This window comes from Pseudomonas monteilii NBRC 103158 = DSM 14164, from assembly GCF_000730605.1.
Classification (GTDB): domain Bacteria; phylum Pseudomonadota; class Gammaproteobacteria; order Pseudomonadales; family Pseudomonadaceae; genus Aquipseudomonas; species Aquipseudomonas monteilii.
On sequence record NZ_BBIS01000051.1, the window covers coordinates 13,399 to 33,840 of the forward strand.

The window sequence follows — 20,442 nt, forward strand, 5'->3', positions numbered from 1 at the left end:
ATTGTCCGGTAATCAAGGCGCAGAAGAAACTGCCCCGGCACGAGGGCCGGGGCAGGGGGTGTTACTTGATACGCTGGCCTGGCTTGGCGCCGCTGTCCGGGCTCAGCAGGTAGATTTCTTCACCGCCAGGGCCAGCTGCCATGACCATGCCCTCGGATACGCCAAAACGCATTTTCCGGGGCTTGAGGTTGGCGACCATCATGGTCAGGCGGCCTTCCAGTTTGGACGGGTCGGGGTAGGCCGATTTGATGCCGGAGAACACGTTGCGGCGCTCGTCACCGATGTCCAGGGTGAGTTGCAGCAGTTTGTCGGCACCCGGCACGGCTTCGGCTTTGACGATCAGCGCCACGCGCAGGTCGACGGCAGCGAAGGTGTCGAACTCGATTTCTGCCGACAGCGGATCCTTGGTCAGCTCGCCGTTGCCGGCCGGGGCCTTGGCTTCGGCTGCCAGCAGGTCTTCCTTGCTGGCGGCGACCATGGCTTCGACCTTGGCCGGTTCGATGCGGCTCATCAGGGCCTTGAACGGGTTCAGTTTATGGTTTTCCAGGCGCGACAGGTGGTCGTTCCAGGCCAGCGGGGCAACGTTGAGGAAAGCCTCGGCGTCTGCTGCCAGCACCGGCAGTACCGGCTTGAGGAAGATCACCAGCTGGCGGAACAGGTTGATGCCCTGGGCGCAAATGGCCTGCACTTCATCCTGTTTGCCTTCCTGCTTGGCCAGCGACCACGGTGCTTTGTCGGCGATCCAGGCGTTGGCGCGGTCGGCCAGTGCCATGATTTCACGCATGGCGCGGCCAAAGTCACGGCCTTCATAGGCTTCAGCGATGGACGGAGCGGCAGCCAGGAAGGCTTCGGTCAGCTCAGGCGCGGCATCACCGCTTACCATCACGCCTTCGTTGCCTTTGTGGATGAAGCCGGCGCAGCGGCTGGCAATGTTCACGACCTTGCCCACCAGGTCGGAGTTGACCTTCTGCACGAAGTCTTCCAGGTTCAGGTCCAGGTCGTCGACGCCACGCCCCAGCTTGGCTGCGTAGTAGTAACGCAGGTATTCCGGCTGCAGGTGATCGAGGTAGGTGCGGGCCTTGATGAAGGTGCCGCGCGATTTGGACATCTTCGCGCCGTTGACGGTCAGGTAGCCATGCACGTTGACGGCAGTCGGCTTGCGGAAGCCGGCACCTTCGAGCATGGCTGGCCAGAACAGGGCGTGGAAGTTGACGATGTCCTTGCCGATGAAGTGGTACAGCTCGGCCTTGGAGCCTTCGTTCCAGAACGCATCGAAGTCCAGTTCCGGGCGGCGTGCGCAGAGGTTTTTGAAGCTGGCCATGTAGCCGATTGGCGCGTCCAGCCACACGTAGAAGTATTTACCCGGTTCACCCGGGATTTCGAAACCGAAGTACGGCGCATCGCGGGAGATGTCCCACTCCTGCAAGCCGGAGTCCAGCCATTCGGCCAGTTTGTTGGCTACCGCGTCCTGCAGGGTGCCGCTGCGGGTCCACTGCTGCAGCATGGCCTGGAAGTCTGGCAGCTTGAAGAAGAAGTGCTGGGAGTCACGCAGCACCGGGGTAGCGCCGGAGATCGCCGACTTGGGGTTCTTCAGCTCGGTAGGCGCGTAGGTGGCACCGCATTTTTCGCAGTTGTCGCCGTACTGGTCTTCCGCCGCGCACTTGGGGCAGGTGCCCTTGATGAACCGGTCGGCCAGGAACATGCCCTTTTCCGGGTCGAAGTACTGGGTCACCGAACGGGTGGCGATGTGCCCGGCTTCACGCAGGCGCGTGTAGATCAGGCCCGACAGCTCGCGGTTCTCTTCGCTGTGGGTAGAGTGGAAGTTGTCGAAATCCACCAGGAAGTCGGCGAAGTCGCTGCTGTGCTCGGCCTGAACGTTGGCGATCAGTTGCTCCGGGGTGATGCCTTCCTTTTCGGCGCGCAGCATGATGGCCGAGCCGTGGGCGTCGTCGGCGCAGACATAGATGCACTGGTTGCCACGCATTTTCTGGAAGCGGACCCACATGTCTGTCTGGATGTACTCGAGCATATGGCCTAGATGGATGGATCCATTGGCATAGGGCAGGGCGCTGGTGACGAGAATCTGACGTGGCTCGGACATGGTGGCTCGGCTACTTATCTGGCGACGGGGTAAAAATTAAGGATGATCGGCCACTATAAAGGGCTGGCGAAGATATTTCACCCCGCATGCGCATCTACTGACGATTGACGGGTTAGGATAGGCGCCTGTTTTACATTCAGTTTGCCAATGGGAGTCTCCATGAGTGCCGTCACCCGTGCCGCCGTCGAAGGCGTGCTTCGCCAGTACACCGACCCCTACCTGAACCAGGATCCGGTCAGCGCCGGTTGCGTGCGCGCCATCGACATCCAGGGCGGGCAGGTCAGCGTGCAATTGCAGCTGGGCTATGCCGCCGGTTTGTTCAAGAACGGTTGGGCCCAGGTGTTGCAGACGGCCATCGGCAACCTTGAGGGTGTCAGCAGCGCCCAGGTATCGATCGACTGCGTGGTCGCCGCTCACAAGGCCCAGGCCCAGGTGCCGGCCATGGCCAACGTTAAGAACATCATCGCCGTGGCCTCGGGCAAGGGCGGTGTGGGCAAGTCGACCACTGCGGCCAACCTGGCACTCGCGCTGGCCCGCGAAGGCGCGCGGGTGGGTATTCTCGATGCCGATATCTACGGCCCTAGCCAAGGCGTGATGTTCGGTATTGCCGAAGGCACCCGTCCGCAGATTCGCGAGCAAAAGTGGTTCGTGCCGATCAAGGCCCATGGCGTGGAGGTCATGTCCATGGCCTTCCTCACCGACGACAACACACCGATGGTCTGGCGAGGCCCGATGGTTTCCGGTGCGCTGCTGCAACTGGTCACCCAGACCGCCTGGGATGACCTGGACTACCTGGTGATCGACATGCCGCCGGGTACTGGCGACATTCAGCTGACCTTGGCGCAGAAAGTGCCGGTGGCGGGCTCGGTGATCGTCACCACGCCGCAGGACCTGGCGTTGCTGGATGCCAAGAAGGGTGTGGAGATGTTCCGCAAGGTCAACATCCCTGTGCTGGGTGTGGTTGAGAACATGGCCGTACATATCTGTTCGAATTGCGGCCATGCCGAACATCTGTTCGGTGAAGGCGGTGGTGAGAAGCTGGCCAGCCAGTATGGCGTTGACCTGCTGGCGTCGTTGCCATTGTCGATGTTGATCCGCGAACAGGCCGACAGCGGCAAGCCGACGGCGATAGCCGAGCCGGAAAGCCAGATTGCCATGGTCTATCAGGAACTGGCCCGCCAGGTAGGCGCGCGGATTGTGCTGCAAGAGGCGGCGGCGCCGGCGATGCCGAGCATTACCATCAGCGAAGACTGACCGCAGACCAAATCACCTGCATCGCGGGCTTGCCCGCGAACAGGCGACTCGGTCTTTCAGGGAGGCATAAAAAAACCCGCCAGAAGGCGGGTTTTTTTGAAAGCCAGGAAGCTAGATCGACTTAGGCGATCTGAACTTCTTCAGCCTGCATGCCTTTCTGGCCGCGGGTAGCGACGAAAGTAACAGCCTGGCCTTCTTTCAGGGTTTTGAAGCCGTCAGCTTGGATGGCTTTGAAGTGCACGAACAGGTCGTCGCCCGACTGAGGGGTGATGAAGCCGTAGCCTTTCTCATCGTTGAACCACTTAACAACACCGGATTGACGGTTGGACATTTTTCTGTCTCCTTGGACAATTTGATAACGGTCAGGAAAAACCCTGCCCGGGACTGAGCGCAAAGAGAGCAGAAAATTCAGCGATGGGCCGATCAGGATCGTGCATCAAACTAGAGATTCTCGGTGTCACGTGCAGCACAGTGGCGCCACCTTACCCCACTTTCCGCAACCTGCCAATGGTCAGAAGGCGCTTTACGCAAATTCGGATCGACGGCGGCTGAAGCCCCCGCCCGGCGCGGGATGAGGCATAGAACTTTAACCTGGGCGCCGGGACCGGTAAGATGCGCGTCACGATTTTCACCACGCAACTCTTCAGGACACCCCCGCCATGAGCATCAAATCGGACAAGTGGATTCGCCGCATGGCGCAGGAACACGGCATGATCGAACCGTTCGTCGAGCGCCAGGTGCGCGGCGAACAAGACAGCCGGGTGATCTCCTTTGGCGTCTCCAGCTATGGCTACGACGTACGCTGCGCCGACGAATTCAAGGTGTTCACCAACATCAACTCGGCTACCGTCGACCCGAAAAACTTCGATGCCGGCAGCTTCGTCGACATCAAGAGCGACGTGTGTATCATCCCGCCAAACTCTTTCGCCCTGGCCCGCACCGTCGAATACTTCCGCATTCCGCGTGACGTGCTGACCATTTGCCTGGGCAAGAGCACCTACGCACGTTGCGGCATCATCGTCAACGTCACCCCGCTGGAGCCCGAGTGGGAAGGCCACGTGACGCTGGAGTTCTCCAACACCACCACGCTGCCGGCGAAGATCTACGCCAACGAAGGCGTGGCGCAGATGCTGTTCTTGCAGTCTGACGAAGAGTGCGAAGTGTCCTACAAGGACCGGGGCGGCAAATACCAGGGCCAGCGCGGCGTCACCCTGCCGCGCACCTGAGCCGACAAGCGCGGGGAATTACCCGCGTCTTTGGCACTCCAACGATGTAATGCCGGTGCGTATGATGTGCATCGGCTTTCGTCAGGAGCAGCCAATGAAACTCCATCCCGCAATCAGTGCCAAGCTGGCAGGCCTGCAGCCCAACCACGTGGGGTTGTTGCCCTGGTCATTGCTGGCGCACCCGCTGCCCATGCAGGCGGGGGGCGTGCCCCATCAGCCTGACCCCGATACCCCGCAGCCACCAGAGCCTGGCGAGAGGCCACCCATGGAGCCGGGCGAGCCGACCTTACCGGATGAGCCGCCGCCAGCACCTGTCGCCTGAACGCCGTTACAGCGGCCAGACGCGCCCTGCGCCAGCCAGGTATACCCGGCTGGTGCCGGATGGTGCGATCTTCCAGCCACCGGTGAACTCTCCGAAAGCCGGCAGCAGGCTGACGTGAGCGTCGATCAGGAAGCATGGCAGTCGCAGGCGCTGGCGAGCCGTGCCGCGCAGCACAAAAACCGGGTGCACATGGCCGGCCAGCACTGGGTAAGCCGGGTGAGGCGTTGGTTCGTGTTGTAGCGCGAAAGGTTCCAGTATCCAAGGCTCATCCTTGACTTCAATGCGAAGCGATGCAGGTGGATCGCCGGCGTTGCGATCATGATTGCCGCGTATCAGCACAATATTCAGGTGCGCGTGGCGCTGCCGCCACGCATGCAGCCTGGCCAGCGTTGCAGGCGCCCGGGCAGTACGTGCATGGAGGAAATCCCCGAGAACGATCAACTGGTCGCAGTCATGGACTGCCAGCAAGGCATCCAGCCGGGCGAGCGTCGCGTCTGTGGTACCACGCGGTACAGGTTGGTGCAGGGCACGATAGCTGGCAGCCTTGCCGATGTGTACGTCGGCCACCAGCAATGCTCGGCGCCTGGGCCAATAGATGGCCTTGTCGGCAAGCAGCCAGAGCACCTGGCCTGCGTGTTCGATGGGCTGGTCATTCATGCCTTACCTGCCGCTTGTTCCAGTTCTGCAACCATTCGCGCAATCCGGTCTGCAAGCTTCTCGGTGCTCAGCGTCTCGCGCATGCCCTCTACCAGTAAAGCGAACGCCAGCGGCCCCGGTCGCTTCAATACCTGCAGGTCCAGCTTCAGGCTGGCCATTTTCAGCAATTGCCGACGCAGCCGCTCGATCTCCAGCTCCTCGCCCAGCACTTCGTCCCGTGCCTGGCCGAGTAGCAGGTTACCGGCGTCATGCTTGCGAAACACTTCATAGAACAGCCCGCTGGATGCCTGGATCTGTCGAGTGCTCTTCTGTGCCGCCGGGTAGCCGCCAAACACCAGCCCGGCAATCTGGGCAATTTCGCGAAAACGCCGCAGTGCCATTTCCCCTGCATTCAGGCTGGCCAGCACATCTTCCAGCAAGTGCTCGGTACCCAGCGCCTTTGGCAGGTGCGTTATCCAGTCCACCGGCGCAGGGCTGAGCAGTTCGAACCCGTAGTCGTTGACGGCAATCGATACCGACAGCGGTTGTACGCGGCTGACCCGCCAGGCAATCAGGTTGGCCAGGCCCAGGTTGGCCAGGCGCCCGGCAAAGGGGTACAAGAACACGTGCCAGCCCTGGCGGGACTTGAAGGTCTCGGCCAGCAGCGTGCCGGTGGTTGGCAACGCCGACCACTGTGCCTGCAACGCCAGCAGCGGGCGCACGGTTCGCATCTCCGGGCCGTCAAAGCGGCCATGGGCCGCAGAATCGAGTTGCTCGACCAGCGCGTCGGCCAGTTCGCTCGATAGCGGCATGCGCCCACCGTTCCAGCGTGCCACCGCAGCCTTGCGCGCGGTGCTGCGGCGCACATAGGCGGTCATGTTTTCCACGCGTACCAGTTCCAGCACCCGCCCGGCAAACACTAGCGTGTCGCCGGGACGCAGGCGGGCGATGAACGCTTCTTCGACACTGCCCAGCGTCTTGCCCCCGCCGCCCTTGCTCCAGTATTTCAGTTGCAGGTTGGCGTCGCTGACGATGGTGCCGATGCTCATGCGGTGGCGCCGTGCCAGGCGTTCACTGGCAACCCGGTAAACGCCGTCGGGCCGGGGCTCGACGCGCTGGTAATCCGGGTAGGCGGAAAGTGAACTGCCACCGTGGCAGACGAAGTCCAGCGCCCACTGCCACTGGCTGTCGCGCAACGCGCGGAAGGCCCAGGTGCTGCGCACTTCGGCCAGTAGCTGCTTGGGGCGAAAACCACTGCCCAAGGCCATGCTGACCAGGTGCTGCACCAGCACGTCCATGCACAGTTGCGGCGAGCAGCGGGCTTCGATGTGCCCGGCTATCAGTGCCTGTCGGGCTGCAGCTGCCTCCACCAGTTCCAGGCTGTGGGTAGGCACCAGGGTGATCCGCGAGCGCCGCCCCGGTGCGTGCCCGGAGCGCCCGGCGCGTTGCATCAGGCGGGCGATGCCTTTGGCCGAGCCGATTTGCAACACCCGTTCCACGGGTAGAAAGTCCACGCCAAGGTCAAGGCTGGACGTGCAGATCACCGCTTTCAGGCTGCCCTGTTTGAGGCTACGTTCCACCCAGTCGCGGGTATCGCGGGCCAGCGAGGCATGGTGCAGGGCAATCAGTCCGGCCCAGTCAGGGCGGGCTTCAAGCAGGGCCTGGTACCAGAGCTCGGCTTGGGCGCGCGTGTTGGTGAACACCAGGCAACTGGCACTGGCCTCGATTTCCTGGCTGACCTGGTCGAGCATCTTCAGGCCCATGTGCCCGGCCCAAGGGAAGCGTTCGATCGCTGTTGGCAGCAGGGTATCGACTTGCAGCGCCTTGTCCTGTCGGCCCTGTACCAGCAGGCCGCCTTGCGGCAGCAGAACGTCCAGCGCATGTTGCAGGTTGCCCAGGGTGGCGGAGAGGCCCCAGGTCGGCAGGCCTGGATGCCAGTGGCGCAGGTGGGCCAGGGCCAACTGCAGTTGTACCCCGCGCTTGTTACCCAGCAGTTCGTGCCATTCATCCACCACCACCAGCCGCAGGGTGGCGAAATCTTCGCGGGCCTGTGCGCGCGTCAGCAGCAGCGTCAGGCTCTCGGGTGTGGTGACCAGCACACTTGGCAGGCGCCGAGCTTGTCGGGCTCGTTCTGCGCTGCCTGTGTCACCGCTGCGTACCCCAACGCTCCACGGCAGCGCCAGTTCATCCACGGGCACCTGCAGGGCGCGTGCGGTGTCGGCGGCCAAGGCACGCATGGGCGTCACCCACACCACCTGCAATGGCACCGGTTGGCTGCCTTGGGGCTGGGTCTTGAACGCACGAAGCGCGGCGAGCCACACGGCGTAGGTCTTGCCGGCCCCGGTACTGGCGTGCAGCAGGCCGGACTCGCCGCGCGCCACAGCCGCCCAAACGCGGCGCTGGAAAGCGAATGGCTTCCAGCCACGCCTGGCAAACCAGGCATTGGCAAGGTCGGTGGCGGGCATGAGGCAAGTGGTCCTTTGAAGACTGTGCTTCTACAGACCGCCCGCCAGGTGCAATGGTTTTACCGAATCAGTTGCTCAGCAGGTAGCCACTGCGACATACCTGCTCGCCAGCAACATGGGCGATGACCATGCCAGAAGTGGCCATGCGCCTTACGCTGCGGGCATACAGCAGGCCCGGTTGGCTGTTGCGCACAGCCGTTACCCGGTCACTGAGCGGGTCGATGACTTCGGCAATCAAGTGCCCAGCTTCCAGGTGCTGTCCGGGTATGGCGTGATACACCAGCAAGCCGCCCAGCGGCGTCACTACCGGTTCGACAGCAGCCAGCGGCGTGGCCGGGCTGGGCAAGGGCGGCAGGGCAGGGCTGGCGCCTTCGATAACGCCTGCGTGGGTAAGGAAGTCGAGTATCGCCTGGCAGTCTTTGCTGGCCAGGTCATGGCTGACATCGGCCTGGCCGCGCAGTTCGACAGTGACCGAGCAGCAGCCCAGCGGGATCGGGAAGCGCTTGCCGAAGCGTTGCTGCAACTGCCACCAGACCAGGCTGAAACATTCGTCGAACGACTGCCCGCCCGAGTCGGTGGCCAGCAGGCTGGCCTGGGCGCCCAGGTAGCGGGCCAGCGGCTCGATATGTGGCCAGGCATCGGGTGTGGTGTACAGGTGTTCAACGGCTTCGAAGTCGCAGTGCAGGTCCAGCACCATGTCGGCATCGCAGGCCAGGCGCTGCAGGATCAGGCGCTGGGCTTGCAGCGGTGTGCGGGCCGGGTGCGCGTCCAGCCCACGCCGCAGGTATTCGCGGATCAGCTCGACGTTGTGCGCCGGGTTCTGGGTCAGGTGCTCTTCGATCTGGTCGCCGATGCTGTCCGACAGGTCGACGAAGTTGCGGTTGAAGTTCTCGCCACTTTGCAGTTCGAAGCGCCCCAGCGGCGCATCCAGCAGCACTTGCTCCAGGCCGACCGGGTTGGCCACCGGCACCAGGATGATCTCGCGCTGCAGGCGGCCTTGTTCTTCCAGCGCTATCAGGCGGCGCTTGAGGTGCCATGCCACCAGCATGCCGGGCAGTTCGTCGGCATGCAGGGAGGCCTGGATATAGACTTTGCCGCCACTGCGAGGGCCGAAGTGGAAGCTGTGCAACTGGCGGGTGATGCCCGGAACGGGAGAGAGCAGGTCGTGGGTTGAATGGTGCATGGTGGTCCTGGATGCGTGGCGAATACGGTCTGCGACACAGGTCGGCACACTGATAGAAGCATAGTTTTTAGCGTTGCGCCTCACTGGGGTCGCGACCTTTCAGGCCAGCAGTGCCTGCAAGGTGGCCAGGTCATCCGCCTCTTCCACCGGCTTGTCCAGCCGCCAGCGCAGCATGCGCGGAAAGCGCACGGCAATACCGCTCTTGTGGCGCCTGGACAAGGCAATGCCTTCGAATCCCAGTTCGAACACCAGCGTAGGCGTTACGCTGCGTACCGGGCCGAAGGTTTCCACCGTGGTCTTGCGGATGATGGCATCGACCTTGCGCATTTCTTCGTCACTGAGCCCCGAATAGGCCTTGGCAAAGGGTACCAATGCTCGCTCCGGGGTGCCGGCCGGTGCGTCCCACACGGCGAAGGTGTAGTCGCTGTACAGGCTTGCACGCCGGCCGTGGCCGCGTTGGGCATAGATCAGCACGGCATCGACGCTGAATGGGTCGATCTTCCACTTCCACCAGGTACCCATATCTTTGGTGCGCCCCACACCGTAAAGGGCCTCGCGCTGCTTGAGCATCAGGCCCTCGACACCCAGGCTGCGCGACTGTTCGCGCTGGTGGGCAAGGTTGGCCCAGTCCGGGCCTGTCAGCAGCGGCGACAGCAGCACGGGGGCAAGCGGGTACGCATCGACCAAGCGTTCCAGTTGGCTGCGGCGCTCGTGCTGCGGCCGGTTGCGCCAGTCTTCGCCTTGCCACTCCAGCAGGTCGTAGGCCTGCAACACCACCGGTGCGTCGGTCAGCAATTTCTTGCCCAGCGTTTTGCGCCCCAGGCGCTGCTGTAGCAGGGAAAAAGGCTGCACGGCCAGTTCAGCCTCTGTAGCACCTGGTTTCCAGACCAGAATCTCGCCGTCGAGCACCACGCCATCGGGTAGCGTCTGCGCCAGGCTGTGCAGTTCGGGGAAGCGCTCGGTCACCAGCTCTTCGCCGCGCGACCACACCCACAGCTGGCCCTCGCGCTTGACCACCTGGGCGCGAATGCCGTCCCACTTCCACTCGATTTGCCAGTTGCTTGGCGGCCCGAGCAAAGTATCGAACTGGTCGGTAGAGGCTTGTAGCGGGTGGGCCAGGAAGAATGGGTAGGGCTGGCCGCCACGCTGGCGATGCTCATCGGCGGACTCCGGGGCGATCAGCTTCTGGTAGCTGGCTGCGGTAGGGCGATGGCCAATATCGGTGTAACCGACCAGGCGTTGGGCCACGCGCTTGGCGTCCAGCCCGGCCAGTTGCGCCAAGGCGCGGGTGACAAGCAACTTCGATACGCCCACGCGAAAACTGCCGGTGATCAGCTTCAGGCACAGCATCAGGCTGGGGCGATCCAGCTGCGCCCAGAGCGGCTGCAGGCGCTGCTGAACCTGCTCAGGCGGTAGCCCGCGCAGGGGCAGCAAATGCTGCTCCACCCAGATGGCAAGGCCTTCATCGCTGCCATCGGCGTGTATGGGTAGCAATAGCGAAATGGTTTCGGCCAGGTCACCCACTGCCTGATAGCTTTCTTCGAAGAGCCAGTCTGGCAACCCGGCCTGAGCCGTTGCCTGTGCGCGCAACACGCGAGTGGGCACCAGCTGGCGCGGGCGCCCGCCGGCCAGAAAGTACACGGCCCAGGCGGCATCCTCGGCGGGGGCATTGGCGAAATAGTCGCGCAGTGCCTCAAGCTTGGCGTTGCTGGACGTGGTCGCATCCAGGCGCAGGTACAACGTGGCGAAGGCTTTCATGGTGTGGGTTCGGCAGTGACGACGTCGTCTTCGTCGCCGTATTCGGTGGCGAAGGCGCGGGCATCGAGGCCTTGTTCGTTGAGGTAGCGCACCAGCACGTTGACCGAGCCGTGGGTGACCATCACCCGATCGGCGCCGGTCTGGCCGATTGCCCACAGCAGGCCGGGCCAGTCGGCATGGTCCGAGAGGACGAAGCCCCGGTCGACACCGCGCCGCCGGCGGGTGCCGCGCAACAGCATCCAGCCACTGGCGAAGGCATCGCTGTACTCGCCGAAGCGGCGCATCCAGCTACTGCCGCTGGCTGACGGGGGCGCCAGGACCAGCGCTTGGCGCAGCAGTGGGTCGTTGCGCGGTATATCGCCGGCGTAGAGGGTTTTCGGCAGGTGGATACCGGCGTCCCGGTACACGCGGTTGAGCGGCTCGACGGCGCCGTGCACGAGGATCGGGCCGATGCTGGCGTCCAGCCCATGCAAGATCCGCTGGGCCTTGCCGAAGGCATAGCAGAACAGCACGCTGGCCTTGCCCTGTGTGCTGTTGGCCCGCCACCAGGCATTGATGTCGGCGAACACCTCAGCTTGGCTGGGCCAGCGATAAATGGGCAGGCCGAACGTCGATTCGGTGATGAAGGTGTGGCACGGCACGGGTTCGAAGGGCGTACAGGTGCCATCGGGCTCCACCTTGTAGTCACCGGACGCGACCCAGACTTCACCCTGGTACTCCAGGCGCACCTGTGCCGAACCCAGCACGTGTCCGGCCGGGTGCAGGCTCAGGGTCACCCCATGGTGAAGCAGGCGCTCACCGTAGGGCAGGGTCTGTAAATCGATGCCCTGGCCCAACCGGCTACGCAGAATGCCAGCACCGGGGCTGGCGGTCAGATAATGGCCATTGCCGGTCCGTGCATGGTCACCGTGGCCATGGGTGATCACGGCGCGGTCCACGGGCCGCCAAGGGTCGATGTAGAAATCACCGGGCGGGCAGTAGAGGCCTTCGGGGCGGGCGATGACAAGGTCCATGGCGCGGGCGCTGGTTTGGAGTTACCAGTTAGGAGCCATGCCGGAGAAAGGAAGTTCGACTGGAAATGGCTGGGGCTGCAATGCAGCCCCAAAACAGGCGATGCCCGTTATTTGCCAGGCACCAGCGTGAGTCGTTGGTTGCCATACGCCCGCCCGAAGTTCTGCTGCTGCAGCGGCAGGCTCATGAACCGGCCTTTGAACCAGGCATCCAGCCCGTCGCTGTAGTGCGCGCTTGCCGGGTTACCGGACTGGCCGCTGCTGGTCAGCACCTGCAACGGTTCGGCCTGACCGAAGTCGACGATCATCCGCGCTGAGGCCGGCAGGCGGGTGTCGAAGTCGCTGCCCCAGGCGTATGGCGTCAGGGCGAGGGTGGTGAAGTCGCCACCTGCAGCCAGCGGTGAGCGGCTGATGGCTTCGCCCAGGCCATGGTAGGCCGGTGCTGGCCAGCGGTACTGGTGCAGCTTGCCCCATTGCCAGGCGCGGCGGTCGGCGCCCAGTTGCGCGATCCCGGCGTCCATTGCTCCCGCCAGGCTGCGGGCGAGAATGGCAGGCTTGTCTTCTTTTTGTGGGGTGTTGCGGTCATCCCAGAACGGGCTGTCGTCGCGGCCCAGCAGGTGATCGGCCTGGGCCGAGAACGACAAGCGGGCATTGCTGACGAACGCCTGCCAGGCAGGGCCGGATTCCGGGCCCAGGTCGTCGAGGAAGGTCTGCCGCGTTACCTCCTGCAAGAACAGCTCGTACAGCGCGGCATCCGCTGACACCGGGCTCAGCCGGCCATCGAAGGCCTTGAGCCGGGCCAGCGTGTCGCGGGCCTTGTCGCGTTGGGCGGCAGGCAGGGCGTCGATCGCCTGCTTCAGTGGCTGGGCCATGCCGGGGGCGTCGAACATCTGCTTGAGCTTGTCGGCCAGCAGGGTTACCTGGTCGTTCTGCAGGGCCATCAGGCTGCGGCTGTCGTGGCGGCCATTGCCGGCCAACTGGGCCAGGCGTTCGGCGCGTTCGGGGTAGTACCAGGTGCTGGACAGCTGCATGCCGTAGCCACGCGGCAGACTGCGCTGGTTGGCGTGGCCGATCCAGCCAGCAGGCGGGTCCTGGTCATACGGGTGCAGCATCGGGTCGGCATAGCCGTCCCAGTCGTAGCGCCCGTCCCAGCCCGGCGAGGGCAGCAGGCCCTGGCCTTCGCGGCGGTTGGGGTAGTGGCCACTGACTTGCCAGCCGATGTGTTCCGGCTCGGCGAAGACAAAGTTGAGAGCCGCGGCGGTCACTTCGCGGGTACTGTCGAAGGCGCGTTCCACGTTCCTGGCGCGGGTCAGGTCGAACAGTGCATCCAGGCTGCGGTCGCCCTTGAACTGCGGCAGGTTCAGCGCCAGGCCCAGGCTGGCGTTGTCTGGCTGGGCCAGCAGGGTGCCGTGGCGGGTGTCATACATCACCTCGCGCAGCGGGCGCTGGCCTCGGACGAAGAACGTTTCGCTACGGGCGCGGGCCGGCAGCCATTTGCCGTCGGCCAGGTAGCTCAGCTGGCTGCCTTGACGACGCAGTTGTTCCAGGAACAGGTCCTGGTTGTCGGCCATCACGGCGCTGCTGCTCCAGGCCAGTTTGCCGTTGTAACCGGCCAGCACGATCGGCAAACCCGGCAACGACAGGCCGGCAACCTGGTACTTGCCGGTGTGAATCTGTACCGGGCTCAGGGCCCAGGTAGCGCGGCTGTCGCTGGCCAGCAGGCTCTTGCCGCTGCGGCTGCGCTGCGGGGCCAGGGCCAGGTTGGCCGAGCCCGGGCTGCCGAGCAGGTCAAGGTCGGCCAGTTTCTGGCTGGCGGCCGCCAGCGCTGGCAGGCCCGGCAGCTGGCTGGCCAGGTTCAGGCCCTTGAGCTTGTCCACCTCGCCTTCGGCCAATGGCTCGTCCGGGGCGCCAGGCAGCAGCCAGGCCAGTTTGTCGCTGCCGGCTTTCTGCGCCAGGGTCAGGGCACTCAATTCTTCCTGCAGGTTCACCGATTGGCTGAACGCATACAGGTTGAAGATCAGTGCCGAGTCTTCGGGCTTCCAGTATTCCGGGCGATAGCCACTGCTGGCTAGGCCGGCCGGCAGCTTGTCGCGGTAGCGGAACAGGTAGGCGTTGACCCCGCGTGCGTACACTTCGAAAAAGCGCTTGAGCCGTGGCGAGGCGTCGGCGTACTGCTGGGCGGCGCTTTGCTTGAGGTTGGCCGCGCGCATCAGGCGGTCGATGTCCAGCGCTTCGCTGCCGGCCAGTTCGGCCAGACGGCCTTGGGCCAGCAGGCGCATGGCGACCATCTGCTCGATGCGGTCACCGGCATGCACATAGCCCAGGCTGAACAGCGCATCATGGAAGCTGCTGCTTTCGATCAGTGGCGCACCCATGGCATTGCGGCGTACTGAAACATTCTGCGCCAGGCCCTTGAGCGGCTGCACGCCACTGGTCGGTGGCACGCTGTCCTGGTAGCCGCCCGTCTGGCAGCCGGCCAGCCCGAGCATGCCGAGCAGCGTGGCAGCGGTTGCGAACCGCGGGCGGAAGGGAGGAAAGGCGGAGGCGGCCATGACAAGGGCTCCTGCAAGGCGTGGCGGGTTTCGAAAGGCGCTAAGGTAGTAAGCGCGCAGGCGCCATGCAAGGTCCCAGGTCGGTTTATTTGCCAGCGCTGCCTCAAACGTTGAAGTGGTCTGCCAACGTCTCGGAAAAGTGCGTGCAATTGATGCGCGCATAGCGCCGGTAGTCACGGGTGACGGCGAACGCAGAACCTGGCATCAGCAGGATCTTGTTTTGTTCCAGTTTGCGCACCAGGGGTTGCAGGTCTGGCAGGTCCGGGTGGTAGACCCAGAGGAACATCCCCCCTTGCGGTGCGATTTCAAACTGCCAACCTCGCTCGATCAGAAGCCGCTGGGTCTGGACCTGCTGCCTGATCAGGCGCTGCTGCACATCATTCATGTGCCGGGCATAGGTGCCATCCGACAATATGGTGTTGACGAAGCGTTCGCAAAACGCCGGGACGGCAACACAGGTCAGCAGTTTCAGGCGTGTCAGCGGTTCGATCAGGTCGTGTGAGCAGGCGATGAAACCCACGCGTAGCGATGCGGACAGGCATTTGGAGAAACTGCCGATGTAGATAACCCGGTCAAGGTTGTCCAGCTCGGCAAAGGTCTGGCGTACGGCCGGGCTGAAGTCGCCATACACATCGTCCTCGACCACGAAGAACTCGTGCTCTACCGCCAGGCGCAGGACACTGAAGGCGTTGTGCGGGCTGATGTTGCTGCCGGTCGGGTTGTGGAAGGTGCTGTTGCAGAAAAATGCCTTGACCTTGTGCCTGGCCAGGTAGGTTTTCATCTCTTCCACGTCTGGCCCGTCCTGGGTTCGCCGTATGCCGACAACGTGCCCGCCCGCCAGCTGGATCAGCTTGATCAGGTTGCCGTTACCCGGCTCGTCGACGAAAACGTGGTCGCCTGGCTTGATCAGCAGCCGCGCAACCAGGTCAAGGCCTTGTGTGGCGCCCAGGGTGGTCAGCAACTGGTTGGGGCGGACATCGACACGGGTCAGCCGTTTCATGTGTACGCACAGCTGTTTGCGCATGGGCAGGTAGCCCTGGATGTCGCCGTATTCGGCCAGCGAGCTTTGCTCCAGCCGCGCCGTGCGGCGAATGGCCTTGGCCAGCAGCTCGGTGTCACGCCAGGCGGGGGGGAGCCAGCCGCTGCCCAGCTTGGTGTAGTGCTGTCCGCCTTGCAGCAGCTTGAAGAGCGGGTCGCCCGCCATGCATTCGGGCTCGTGGATCGCACTGGTTTGCCGTGACCGGGTCGCGACGAAGTAGCCCCTGCCCGGCGAAGCGGTCAACACACCTTCGCTGACCAGCTGGGCGTAGGCCGAAACAACGTCGTGGTAGCTGAAGTCGACTGCAGCTGTCAGTTTGCGGATGGAGGGCATGCGCTGCCCGGGCAGCCACTCCCCTGCATCCAGGCGTTGTCTTAACTGGTGATGAAGGCTGCGGGTGTTCATGGCAGGTCTCAAACCGTTAGAAAAAAAAGCCTAACAGTTAACGGAAATGCTTGTCGACTGTTCGTTTTCAACTGGCCAGTACATGCCACTATTCCCTGGTCGGAAGTGTTGGTTGCCCGCAAAGGCAGCACCTTAAGCGTCTGTTCAACCAGACAACTGGATATTGAGCCCATGCACTCTATGGATATGCAATCAGCCGTCATTGCCAGGCTACCTGTGCCTGATGAACCGGAAACATTCAAGGTTGTAAGGAACCTTGTTACATCGGCGCTATTGGAGTGTTGTTCAGTTGATGAATTCGAAGCGTTTAAAGAAACTTCGGTTATTCAGTGTGTCACCGAACAAGCCCATGCCGATTTGCAGGCCTTTGCCCTGAAAGATCCGGCAGCTGGCCGCGACCTGGTATTCATTGCAAGAACGTACACCTCTTATTCTGCCGTTCTGCATTATCGGCTCGCCCATTGGATCTACAACAATACCGCTGCTGCCTATGGTGCCGGCGGTCAATGCCTGGCGGCCATGATCTCCAGGCGCGGCAAAATGCTCTCCGGGGCGGAAATCCACTTCCGCAGCCGTATTGGCGCACGCTTCATCATTGATCACGGCATGGGCACCGTCATCGGCGAAACCTCGACCATTGGTGACGATTGCTACGTGCTGGGCGGCGTCACACTGGGCGCCCGCGGTATCAGCGGCAACCCTTCAAGCCCCAGGCACCCGACCTTGGGCAACCGGGTACAAATCGGCGCGTTCGCCAGTGTGCTGGGCGCTATCCACGTCGGTGACGGCGCATTTATCGGTCCGGGCTGCATTATTACCAAAGATGTTCCCGCGGCTGCCCGGGTACAGGTTAAAACATCATTGCAGGTGGTACTGGAACCATGAACGCTCTGAACTATGAAGTGTTACGCAATACCGAAAAGCTGTATTACAAAGACCAGTACCTGGCCGGCGTTGATACGCAAGTAACACGCGTGCACAGTGATGGCATTGAATTGCAGAGTACCGTGGCTTACCCGGAAGGCGGCGGCCAGGAAGCAGACTTCGGCACCATTGAATTACCGGTGGGAACTGTGCGCTTTGTCTGGGTGAAAAAACTGTATGGCAGCCCGATTCGCCTCGAAGGTTTCAAAGGCGGAAAACTGGGCGGCATCATTATTCACAGCCTGCACCCTGATGACCTGCACTTGCTGGATGACGTCACGCCAGGCATGCCGGCCCGCATCACCATCGATATTGAACGGCGCGAACGGCTGACGCTGTCTCACAGTGCCAGTCACTTTCTGTATGCCGCTGCGATCGGGCTGCGTGAAGAGCTGCAGCAATGGACCATCGGCTGCCACATCAAAGAGGATTCGGCACGTTTCGACTTCCTGGTCGAGGACGCTTTCACGGCCGAAGAGGTGGTTGAAATAGAACGGCGGGCCAACGAACTGATCGGCTTCGATGCACCCATCGAGCACTACGCGGTCGAGGGCCTGGAAGACGCACGTTTGTGGACCTACAACGGCATCGAAATTCCGTGCGGTGGCACACACCTCGATTCACCAGGGCGTATCGGGCGCCTGAGCGTCAGGCGCAAACGCCTGGGCAAAGGTAAGGAACGGCTGATCTGCGCGTTCCCCGATGCCGAAATCGACCTGTCCACCTACCACGGGCACGCACTATGAACAGCACGTTACCGCGGCGCACGTACCTGTATTTCACCGCACAGTCGATCAACCTGACCACAGCGGTCATGTCCGTGACCATGGCCGCCATTGTCGGCGCGGCGCTGGCGCCTGATGCCGCGTGGTCCACGGTGCCGTACGGGTTTCAGTTTCTGAGCCTGATGCTGGCAACCTACCCAGTCTCCAGGCTGATGAGCCGCATCGGCCGCAAGAAGGCTTTCATGCTGGGCGCAATTCCGTTGGCATTGTCGGGTGTCAGCGGCTTTCTGGCGGTGGAGCACCAGCATTTTGCAACGCTGGTACTTAGCCATTCTGCGTTGGGTGTGTATATCGCCTTCGCCAACTTCAACCGCTTCGCGGCCACCGACAATCTGTCTCAGGCCCTGAAGCCCAAAGCCCTTTCGCTGGTCGTGGCAGGGGGCGTCATCGCTGCGGTGGTCGGGCCGACGCTTACCGAGTGGCTGCGTGATGTTGGTGGCTATCCACTGTTTTCGTTGTGTTATGCCGCGTTTGTCGGCCTGGCGCTGCTGTCACTGCTGATTGCCCTTTGCCTGCCAGACGATGGCGGTGTGACCAGCACGGTCAACAGCGCCGCCCAGTCGGCCCGCCCACGCACCGAGCCGTTAAGCCCGAGCGTGGTGGTGGCCATGGGTGTTGCTGCACTGAGCTACGGGATCATGAACCTGCTGATGATCCAGGCCTCGATGCACATGAAACACATGCACGAGGACTTCTCGGACGTACGCCTGGCGATCCAGTGGCATGTGATTGCCATGTTTGCCCCGTCGTTCTTCACCGGTGCGATCATCCAGCGGTTGGGTATCAGGACCACCATTTGCGCGGGCCTGGCCCTGCTGATCGGCTGCTCGGCCCTGAATATCTGGTCGCACAGCTACGCCATGATGACCTTGGCACTGATTGCCCTCGGGCTGGGTTGGAACCTGACGTATGTAGGCGGCGGCGCCTTGCTGGCCCAGTCGCTGCAGAACAGCCCGGCAGCGATGCAGATGCAGGGCAAGAACGACCTGGCCATTGCCATCTTCGCCACCCTCGGCGCGTTCAGCCCTTCGCTGTTGCTGAGCACGGTCGGCTGGGATGGCACCAACGCCATCTGCATGGCCCTGTGCATCGGGCTTCTGGTTGCCACTGCCGGCCTGCTGCAGAACAAGACCTGCCTGCATACTTCAATGGAAGGTAGCCGCAAATGAGCGAGCTCATCAGTGTCAGCGATCGCATCTATACCAAGCTGGAAATGAACAACCCTGGGGGAAGCCACAAATACCGGGCGGCCCGGCGCATCGTCGAGCATGCCGTACGCAATGGCGACATCATTCCCGGTGTGACAACCGTCATCGAGAAAACCGGTGGCAGTTTTGGCTTCGGCTTGCTGGCAGCCTGTCACAAGTACCAGGTCGCCGTGGAGCTGGCGGTCGGGCTGAGCTTCAGCCAGACCAAGCGGGATTTGCTCGAGTGTTTCGGTGCGCGGCTGATCGGCAAGGAAATGTTGATGGCCGGTGCCACCCCCAAGGATGTGGTCATGCACCACCTGGATAACCAGGCCGCGTTGGGCAAGTCATACTTCTATACCGACCAGTTCAACAACCCGATGGGTATCGAAGCCCATCGTTACCAGACGGCCAGCGAGCTGGCCGTGCAACTGACCAACGCCGGGGCAGGGCGGGATGTCCTGTTTGTTGGCTGTGCGGGTACGGGGGCAAGCTTCACGGGCATTACGCTGGGGCTGAAGGATCACGGTTTCGAGGTGTCGACGGTGTTGGTCGACCCCAGCGGGTGCGACTCAAGGGCGGGTGTGTTTGCCGACCACCGCTTCGAAGGCATGGCAGTGGGGGTTTGCCCGCCTTTCATGGACTGGTCGCTGGTGGACGAGCGGGCCCAGGTGCAACACGCTGAGATGCTGGCTGCGCAGCGCTGGTTCTACATGCAAAGTGGCATTTTTGTGGGCAATACCGCTGCCGCCTGCCTGGCCGTTGCTCAGCGCATGGCCCAGCACCCGCGGTATGCCGGGACCACTGTGGTGACCATCGCCTATGACGCCGGCCTGTGGTACCAGGACCTGCTGGGGGCGACACGGCGCAAGGCCGCCTAGGCCAAGGCCCTCAGCAGGGAGGCAACGTCAGATCAGGCGCCGTGGCACTTCTTGAACTTCTTCTCGCTACCGCATGGGCACGGGTCGTTACGGCCAACATCCTTCAGGGCGTTGCGTACCGGCTCTTGGTGGCCGTGGTTGCAGTGCGGGCCGTGAACATGGCCATGGTCATGGTGGTGATCATGGTCGTGGTTGCAGTCAGGGCCATGAACGTGGGGTTGCTGGGACATTGCAGGGTTACTCCGGGATATGATCGCCGGGGATTATCTCACCACTGCGCGATAAGTGCAGGTCCCGATGGATAAGCAGCCCGGTCGCCAGTTCGCCCTGCAGGGTGTAGTGCAGCGGTTGCTTGCTTCTGAGCAGCTTGGCCAGCGGCTTGAGGTGCTGCCACAGGTTGGTACGCGCGGTGATCTTGAAGGTACGCCGGGCATGCCCGCCCACGCTGCGCCATACGCTGGTTTCATCCTGCACCAGCAGCAGATCGTTCAGGCGCACGGCATACGAGAGGTTGCGGATGAACAGGCGGCTGTCATTGGGGTTGTCGACTTGCAGGTGCAGCACGAATTCCTGATCCAGCAACCTGGCCTTGACCGTTTCGACTTCGACCAGGCGCACCTCGGGTTCGCGCCAGTCTTCACCGCCCCAACTGCTGCAGCCCGCCAGCCATGCCATCAGTGTACCGAGCAGCAGCAGGCGGGCGCGGGCGTTCAT

General features: G+C 62.9%; 18 protein-coding genes. 7 read left to right on the forward strand and 11 right to left on the reverse strand.

The window, feature by feature from the left end:
• Nucleotides 1–61: 61 nt before the first annotated feature.
• The gene (metG, locus tag PM2_RS23935; protein ID WP_028698546.1) at nucleotides 62–2,101 is read right to left on the reverse strand and encodes a methionine--tRNA ligase; all 2,040 of its coding nucleotides are present in this window, start codon (nucleotides 2,099–2,101) and stop codon (nucleotides 62–64) included.
• A 159-nt stretch (nucleotides 2,102–2,260) separates the two neighbouring features.
• On the opposite strand from metG, the gene apbC reads away from it, so the two are divergent.
• A complete protein-coding gene (gene apbC / locus PM2_RS23940) occupies nucleotides 2,261–3,355 on the forward strand; it encodes an iron-sulfur cluster carrier protein ApbC (RefSeq protein WP_016713757.1) in 1,095 nt (364 codons plus the stop codon).
• Nucleotides 3,356–3,476: 121 nt separating this feature from the next.
• Here the strand turns inward: apbC and PM2_RS23945 are convergent, their stop codons facing one another.
• Nucleotides 3,477–3,686 carry a cold-shock protein gene (locus tag PM2_RS23945; RefSeq protein ID WP_003254922.1) on the reverse strand — a complete coding sequence of 70 codons (210 nt, stop codon included), beginning with the start codon at nucleotides 3,684–3,686 and terminating at the stop codon, nucleotides 3,477–3,479.
• Nucleotides 3,687–4,014: 328 nt separating this feature from the next.
• Here PM2_RS23945 and dcd point away from each other — a divergent pair, with 328 nt between their 5' ends.
• Complete coding sequence (gene dcd, locus PM2_RS23950) at nucleotides 4,015–4,581, forward strand: dCTP deaminase (RefSeq protein ID WP_003258001.1); 567 nt, start codon at nucleotides 4,015–4,017, stop codon at nucleotides 4,579–4,581.
• 94 nt (nucleotides 4,582–4,675) lie between these two features.
• A complete protein-coding gene (locus PM2_RS23955) occupies nucleotides 4,676–4,903 on the forward strand; it encodes a hypothetical protein (RefSeq protein WP_016713758.1) in 228 nt (75 codons plus the stop codon).
• A 6-nt stretch (nucleotides 4,904–4,909) separates the two neighbouring features.
• On the opposite strand, the gene pdeM is transcribed toward PM2_RS23955, so the two are convergent.
• The 7 genes from pdeM to PM2_RS23990 all read right to left on the reverse strand — a co-directional run bounded on the left by pdeM (nucleotide 4,910) and on the right by PM2_RS23990 (nucleotide 15,951).
• Nucleotides 4,910–5,560, reverse strand: coding sequence for a ligase-associated DNA damage response endonuclease PdeM (gene pdeM, locus PM2_RS23960; protein WP_028698545.1), 651 nt, complete (start codon nucleotides 5,558–5,560; stop codon nucleotides 4,910–4,912).
• Nucleotides 5,557–8,004 carry a ligase-associated DNA damage response DEXH box helicase gene (locus tag PM2_RS23965; RefSeq protein WP_028698544.1) on the reverse strand — a complete coding sequence of 816 codons (2,448 nt, stop codon included), beginning with the start codon at nucleotides 8,002–8,004 and terminating at the stop codon, nucleotides 5,557–5,559. The genes pdeM and PM2_RS23965 overlap by 4 nt, the downstream gene beginning before the upstream one ends.
• Nucleotides 8,005–8,071: 67 nt before the next feature.
• Nucleotides 8,072–9,187 carry a succinylglutamate desuccinylase/aspartoacylase family protein gene (locus tag PM2_RS23970; RefSeq protein WP_016713761.1) on the reverse strand — a complete coding sequence of 372 codons (1,116 nt, stop codon included), beginning with the start codon at nucleotides 9,185–9,187 and terminating at the stop codon, nucleotides 8,072–8,074.
• A gap of 99 nt (nucleotides 9,188–9,286) precedes the next feature.
• Nucleotides 9,287–10,945: an ATP-dependent DNA ligase gene (locus PM2_RS23975; protein ID WP_028698543.1), complete on the reverse strand. Its 1,659-nt coding sequence runs from the start codon at nucleotides 10,943–10,945 to the stop codon at nucleotides 9,287–9,289.
• A complete protein-coding gene (locus tag PM2_RS23980) occupies nucleotides 10,942–11,958 on the reverse strand; it encodes a ligase-associated DNA damage response exonuclease (protein ID WP_016713763.1) in 1,017 nt (338 codons plus the stop codon). The genes PM2_RS23975 and PM2_RS23980 overlap by 4 nt, the downstream gene beginning before the upstream one ends.
• A 107-nt stretch (nucleotides 11,959–12,065) precedes the next feature.
• Nucleotides 12,066–14,507, reverse strand: coding sequence for a penicillin acylase family protein (locus tag PM2_RS23985; RefSeq protein ID WP_028698542.1), 2,442 nt, complete (start codon nucleotides 14,505–14,507; stop codon nucleotides 12,066–12,068).
• Between the two features lie 103 nt (nucleotides 14,508–14,610).
• Nucleotides 14,611–15,951, reverse strand: a complete 1,341-nt coding sequence (locus PM2_RS23990) for an aminotransferase-like domain-containing protein (RefSeq protein WP_028698541.1) — start codon at nucleotides 15,949–15,951, stop codon at nucleotides 14,611–14,613.
• A 171-nt stretch (nucleotides 15,952–16,122) separates the two neighbouring features.
• Between PM2_RS23990 and PM2_RS23995 the strand changes: the two genes are divergently transcribed.
• Genes PM2_RS23995 through PM2_RS24010 form a run of 4 tightly spaced genes read left to right on the forward strand, consistent with a single transcriptional unit; the run spans nucleotide 16,123 to nucleotide 19,728 of the window.
• Nucleotides 16,123–16,836, forward strand: coding sequence for a serine O-acetyltransferase (locus tag PM2_RS23995; RefSeq protein WP_025754559.1), 714 nt, complete (start codon nucleotides 16,123–16,125; stop codon nucleotides 16,834–16,836).
• Nucleotides 16,833–17,621 carry an alanyl-tRNA editing protein gene (locus PM2_RS24000; RefSeq protein WP_028698540.1) on the forward strand — a complete coding sequence of 263 codons (789 nt, stop codon included), beginning with the start codon at nucleotides 16,833–16,835 and terminating at the stop codon, nucleotides 17,619–17,621. Before PM2_RS23995 ends, PM2_RS24000 begins: the two co-directional genes overlap by 4 nt.
• Nucleotides 17,618–18,829, forward strand: a complete 1,212-nt coding sequence (locus PM2_RS24005) for an MFS transporter (protein WP_016713768.1) — start codon at nucleotides 17,618–17,620, stop codon at nucleotides 18,827–18,829. The genes PM2_RS24000 and PM2_RS24005 overlap by 4 nt, the downstream gene beginning before the upstream one ends.
• Nucleotides 18,826–19,728 (forward strand): pyridoxal-phosphate dependent enzyme, encoded by a 903-nt coding sequence (locus PM2_RS24010; protein ID WP_016713769.1) that lies wholly within the window; start codon nucleotides 18,826–18,828, stop codon nucleotides 19,726–19,728. Before PM2_RS24005 ends, PM2_RS24010 begins: the two co-directional genes overlap by 4 nt.
• 32 nt (nucleotides 19,729–19,760) lie before the next feature.
• Here PM2_RS24010 and PM2_RS24015 read toward each other — a convergent pair whose 3' ends face one another.
• Entirely contained in the window at nucleotides 19,761–19,958 is a 198-nt protein-coding gene (locus PM2_RS24015; RefSeq protein WP_009684590.1) for an SEC-C metal-binding domain-containing protein, read from the reverse strand.
• 7 nt (nucleotides 19,959–19,965) lie between these two features.
• Nucleotides 19,966–20,442 carry an LEA/WHy family protein gene (locus tag PM2_RS24020; protein WP_027615422.1) on the reverse strand — a complete coding sequence of 159 codons (477 nt, stop codon included), beginning with the start codon at nucleotides 20,440–20,442 and terminating at the stop codon, nucleotides 19,966–19,968.

Coding starts and splice junctions, on each gene's coding strand:
- PM2_RS23990 (WP_028698541.1), bottom strand. CDS start 15,951: ATGAACACCCGCAGCCTTCATCACCAGTTAAGACAACGCCTGGATGCA.
- dcd (WP_003258001.1), top strand. CDS start 4,015: ATGAGCATCAAATCGGACAAGTGGATTCGCCGCATGGCGCAGGAACAC.
- PM2_RS23995 (WP_025754559.1), top strand. CDS start 16,123: ATGCACTCTATGGATATGCAATCAGCCGTCATTGCCAGGCTACCTGTG.
- PM2_RS23975 (WP_028698543.1), bottom strand. CDS start 10,945: ATGAAAGCCTTCGCCACGTTGTACCTGCGCCTGGATGCGACCACGTCC.
- PM2_RS24020 (WP_027615422.1), bottom strand. CDS start 20,442: ATGAACGCCCGCGCCCGCCTGCTGCTGCTCGGTACACTGATGGCATGG.
- PM2_RS23945 (WP_003254922.1), bottom strand. CDS start 3,686: ATGTCCAACCGTCAATCCGGTGTTGTTAAGTGGTTCAACGATGAGAAA.
- PM2_RS24000 (WP_028698540.1), top strand. CDS start 16,833: ATGAACGCTCTGAACTATGAAGTGTTACGCAATACCGAAAAGCTGTAT.
- PM2_RS24015 (WP_009684590.1), bottom strand. CDS start 19,958: ATGTCCCAGCAACCCCACGTTCATGGCCCTGACTGCAACCACGACCAT.
- metG (WP_028698546.1), bottom strand. CDS start 2,101: ATGTCCGAGCCACGTCAGATTCTCGTCACCAGCGCCCTGCCCTATGCC.
- PM2_RS23970 (WP_016713761.1), bottom strand. CDS start 9,187: ATGCACCATTCAACCCACGACCTGCTCTCTCCCGTTCCGGGCATCACC.
- apbC (WP_016713757.1), top strand. CDS start 2,261: ATGAGTGCCGTCACCCGTGCCGCCGTCGAAGGCGTGCTTCGCCAGTAC.
- PM2_RS24010 (WP_016713769.1), top strand. CDS start 18,826: ATGAGCGAGCTCATCAGTGTCAGCGATCGCATCTATACCAAGCTGGAA.
- PM2_RS23955 (WP_016713758.1), top strand. CDS start 4,676: ATGAAACTCCATCCCGCAATCAGTGCCAAGCTGGCAGGCCTGCAGCCC.
- pdeM (WP_028698545.1), bottom strand. CDS start 5,560: ATGAATGACCAGCCCATCGAACACGCAGGCCAGGTGCTCTGGCTGCTT.
- PM2_RS23985 (WP_028698542.1), bottom strand. CDS start 14,507: ATGGCCGCCTCCGCCTTTCCTCCCTTCCGCCCGCGGTTCGCAACCGCT.
- PM2_RS23965 (WP_028698544.1), bottom strand. CDS start 8,004: ATGCCCGCCACCGACCTTGCCAATGCCTGGTTTGCCAGGCGTGGCTGG.
- PM2_RS24005 (WP_016713768.1), top strand. CDS start 17,618: ATGAACAGCACGTTACCGCGGCGCACGTACCTGTATTTCACCGCACAG.
- PM2_RS23980 (WP_016713763.1), bottom strand. CDS start 11,958: ATGGACCTTGTCATCGCCCGCCCCGAAGGCCTCTACTGCCCGCCCGGT.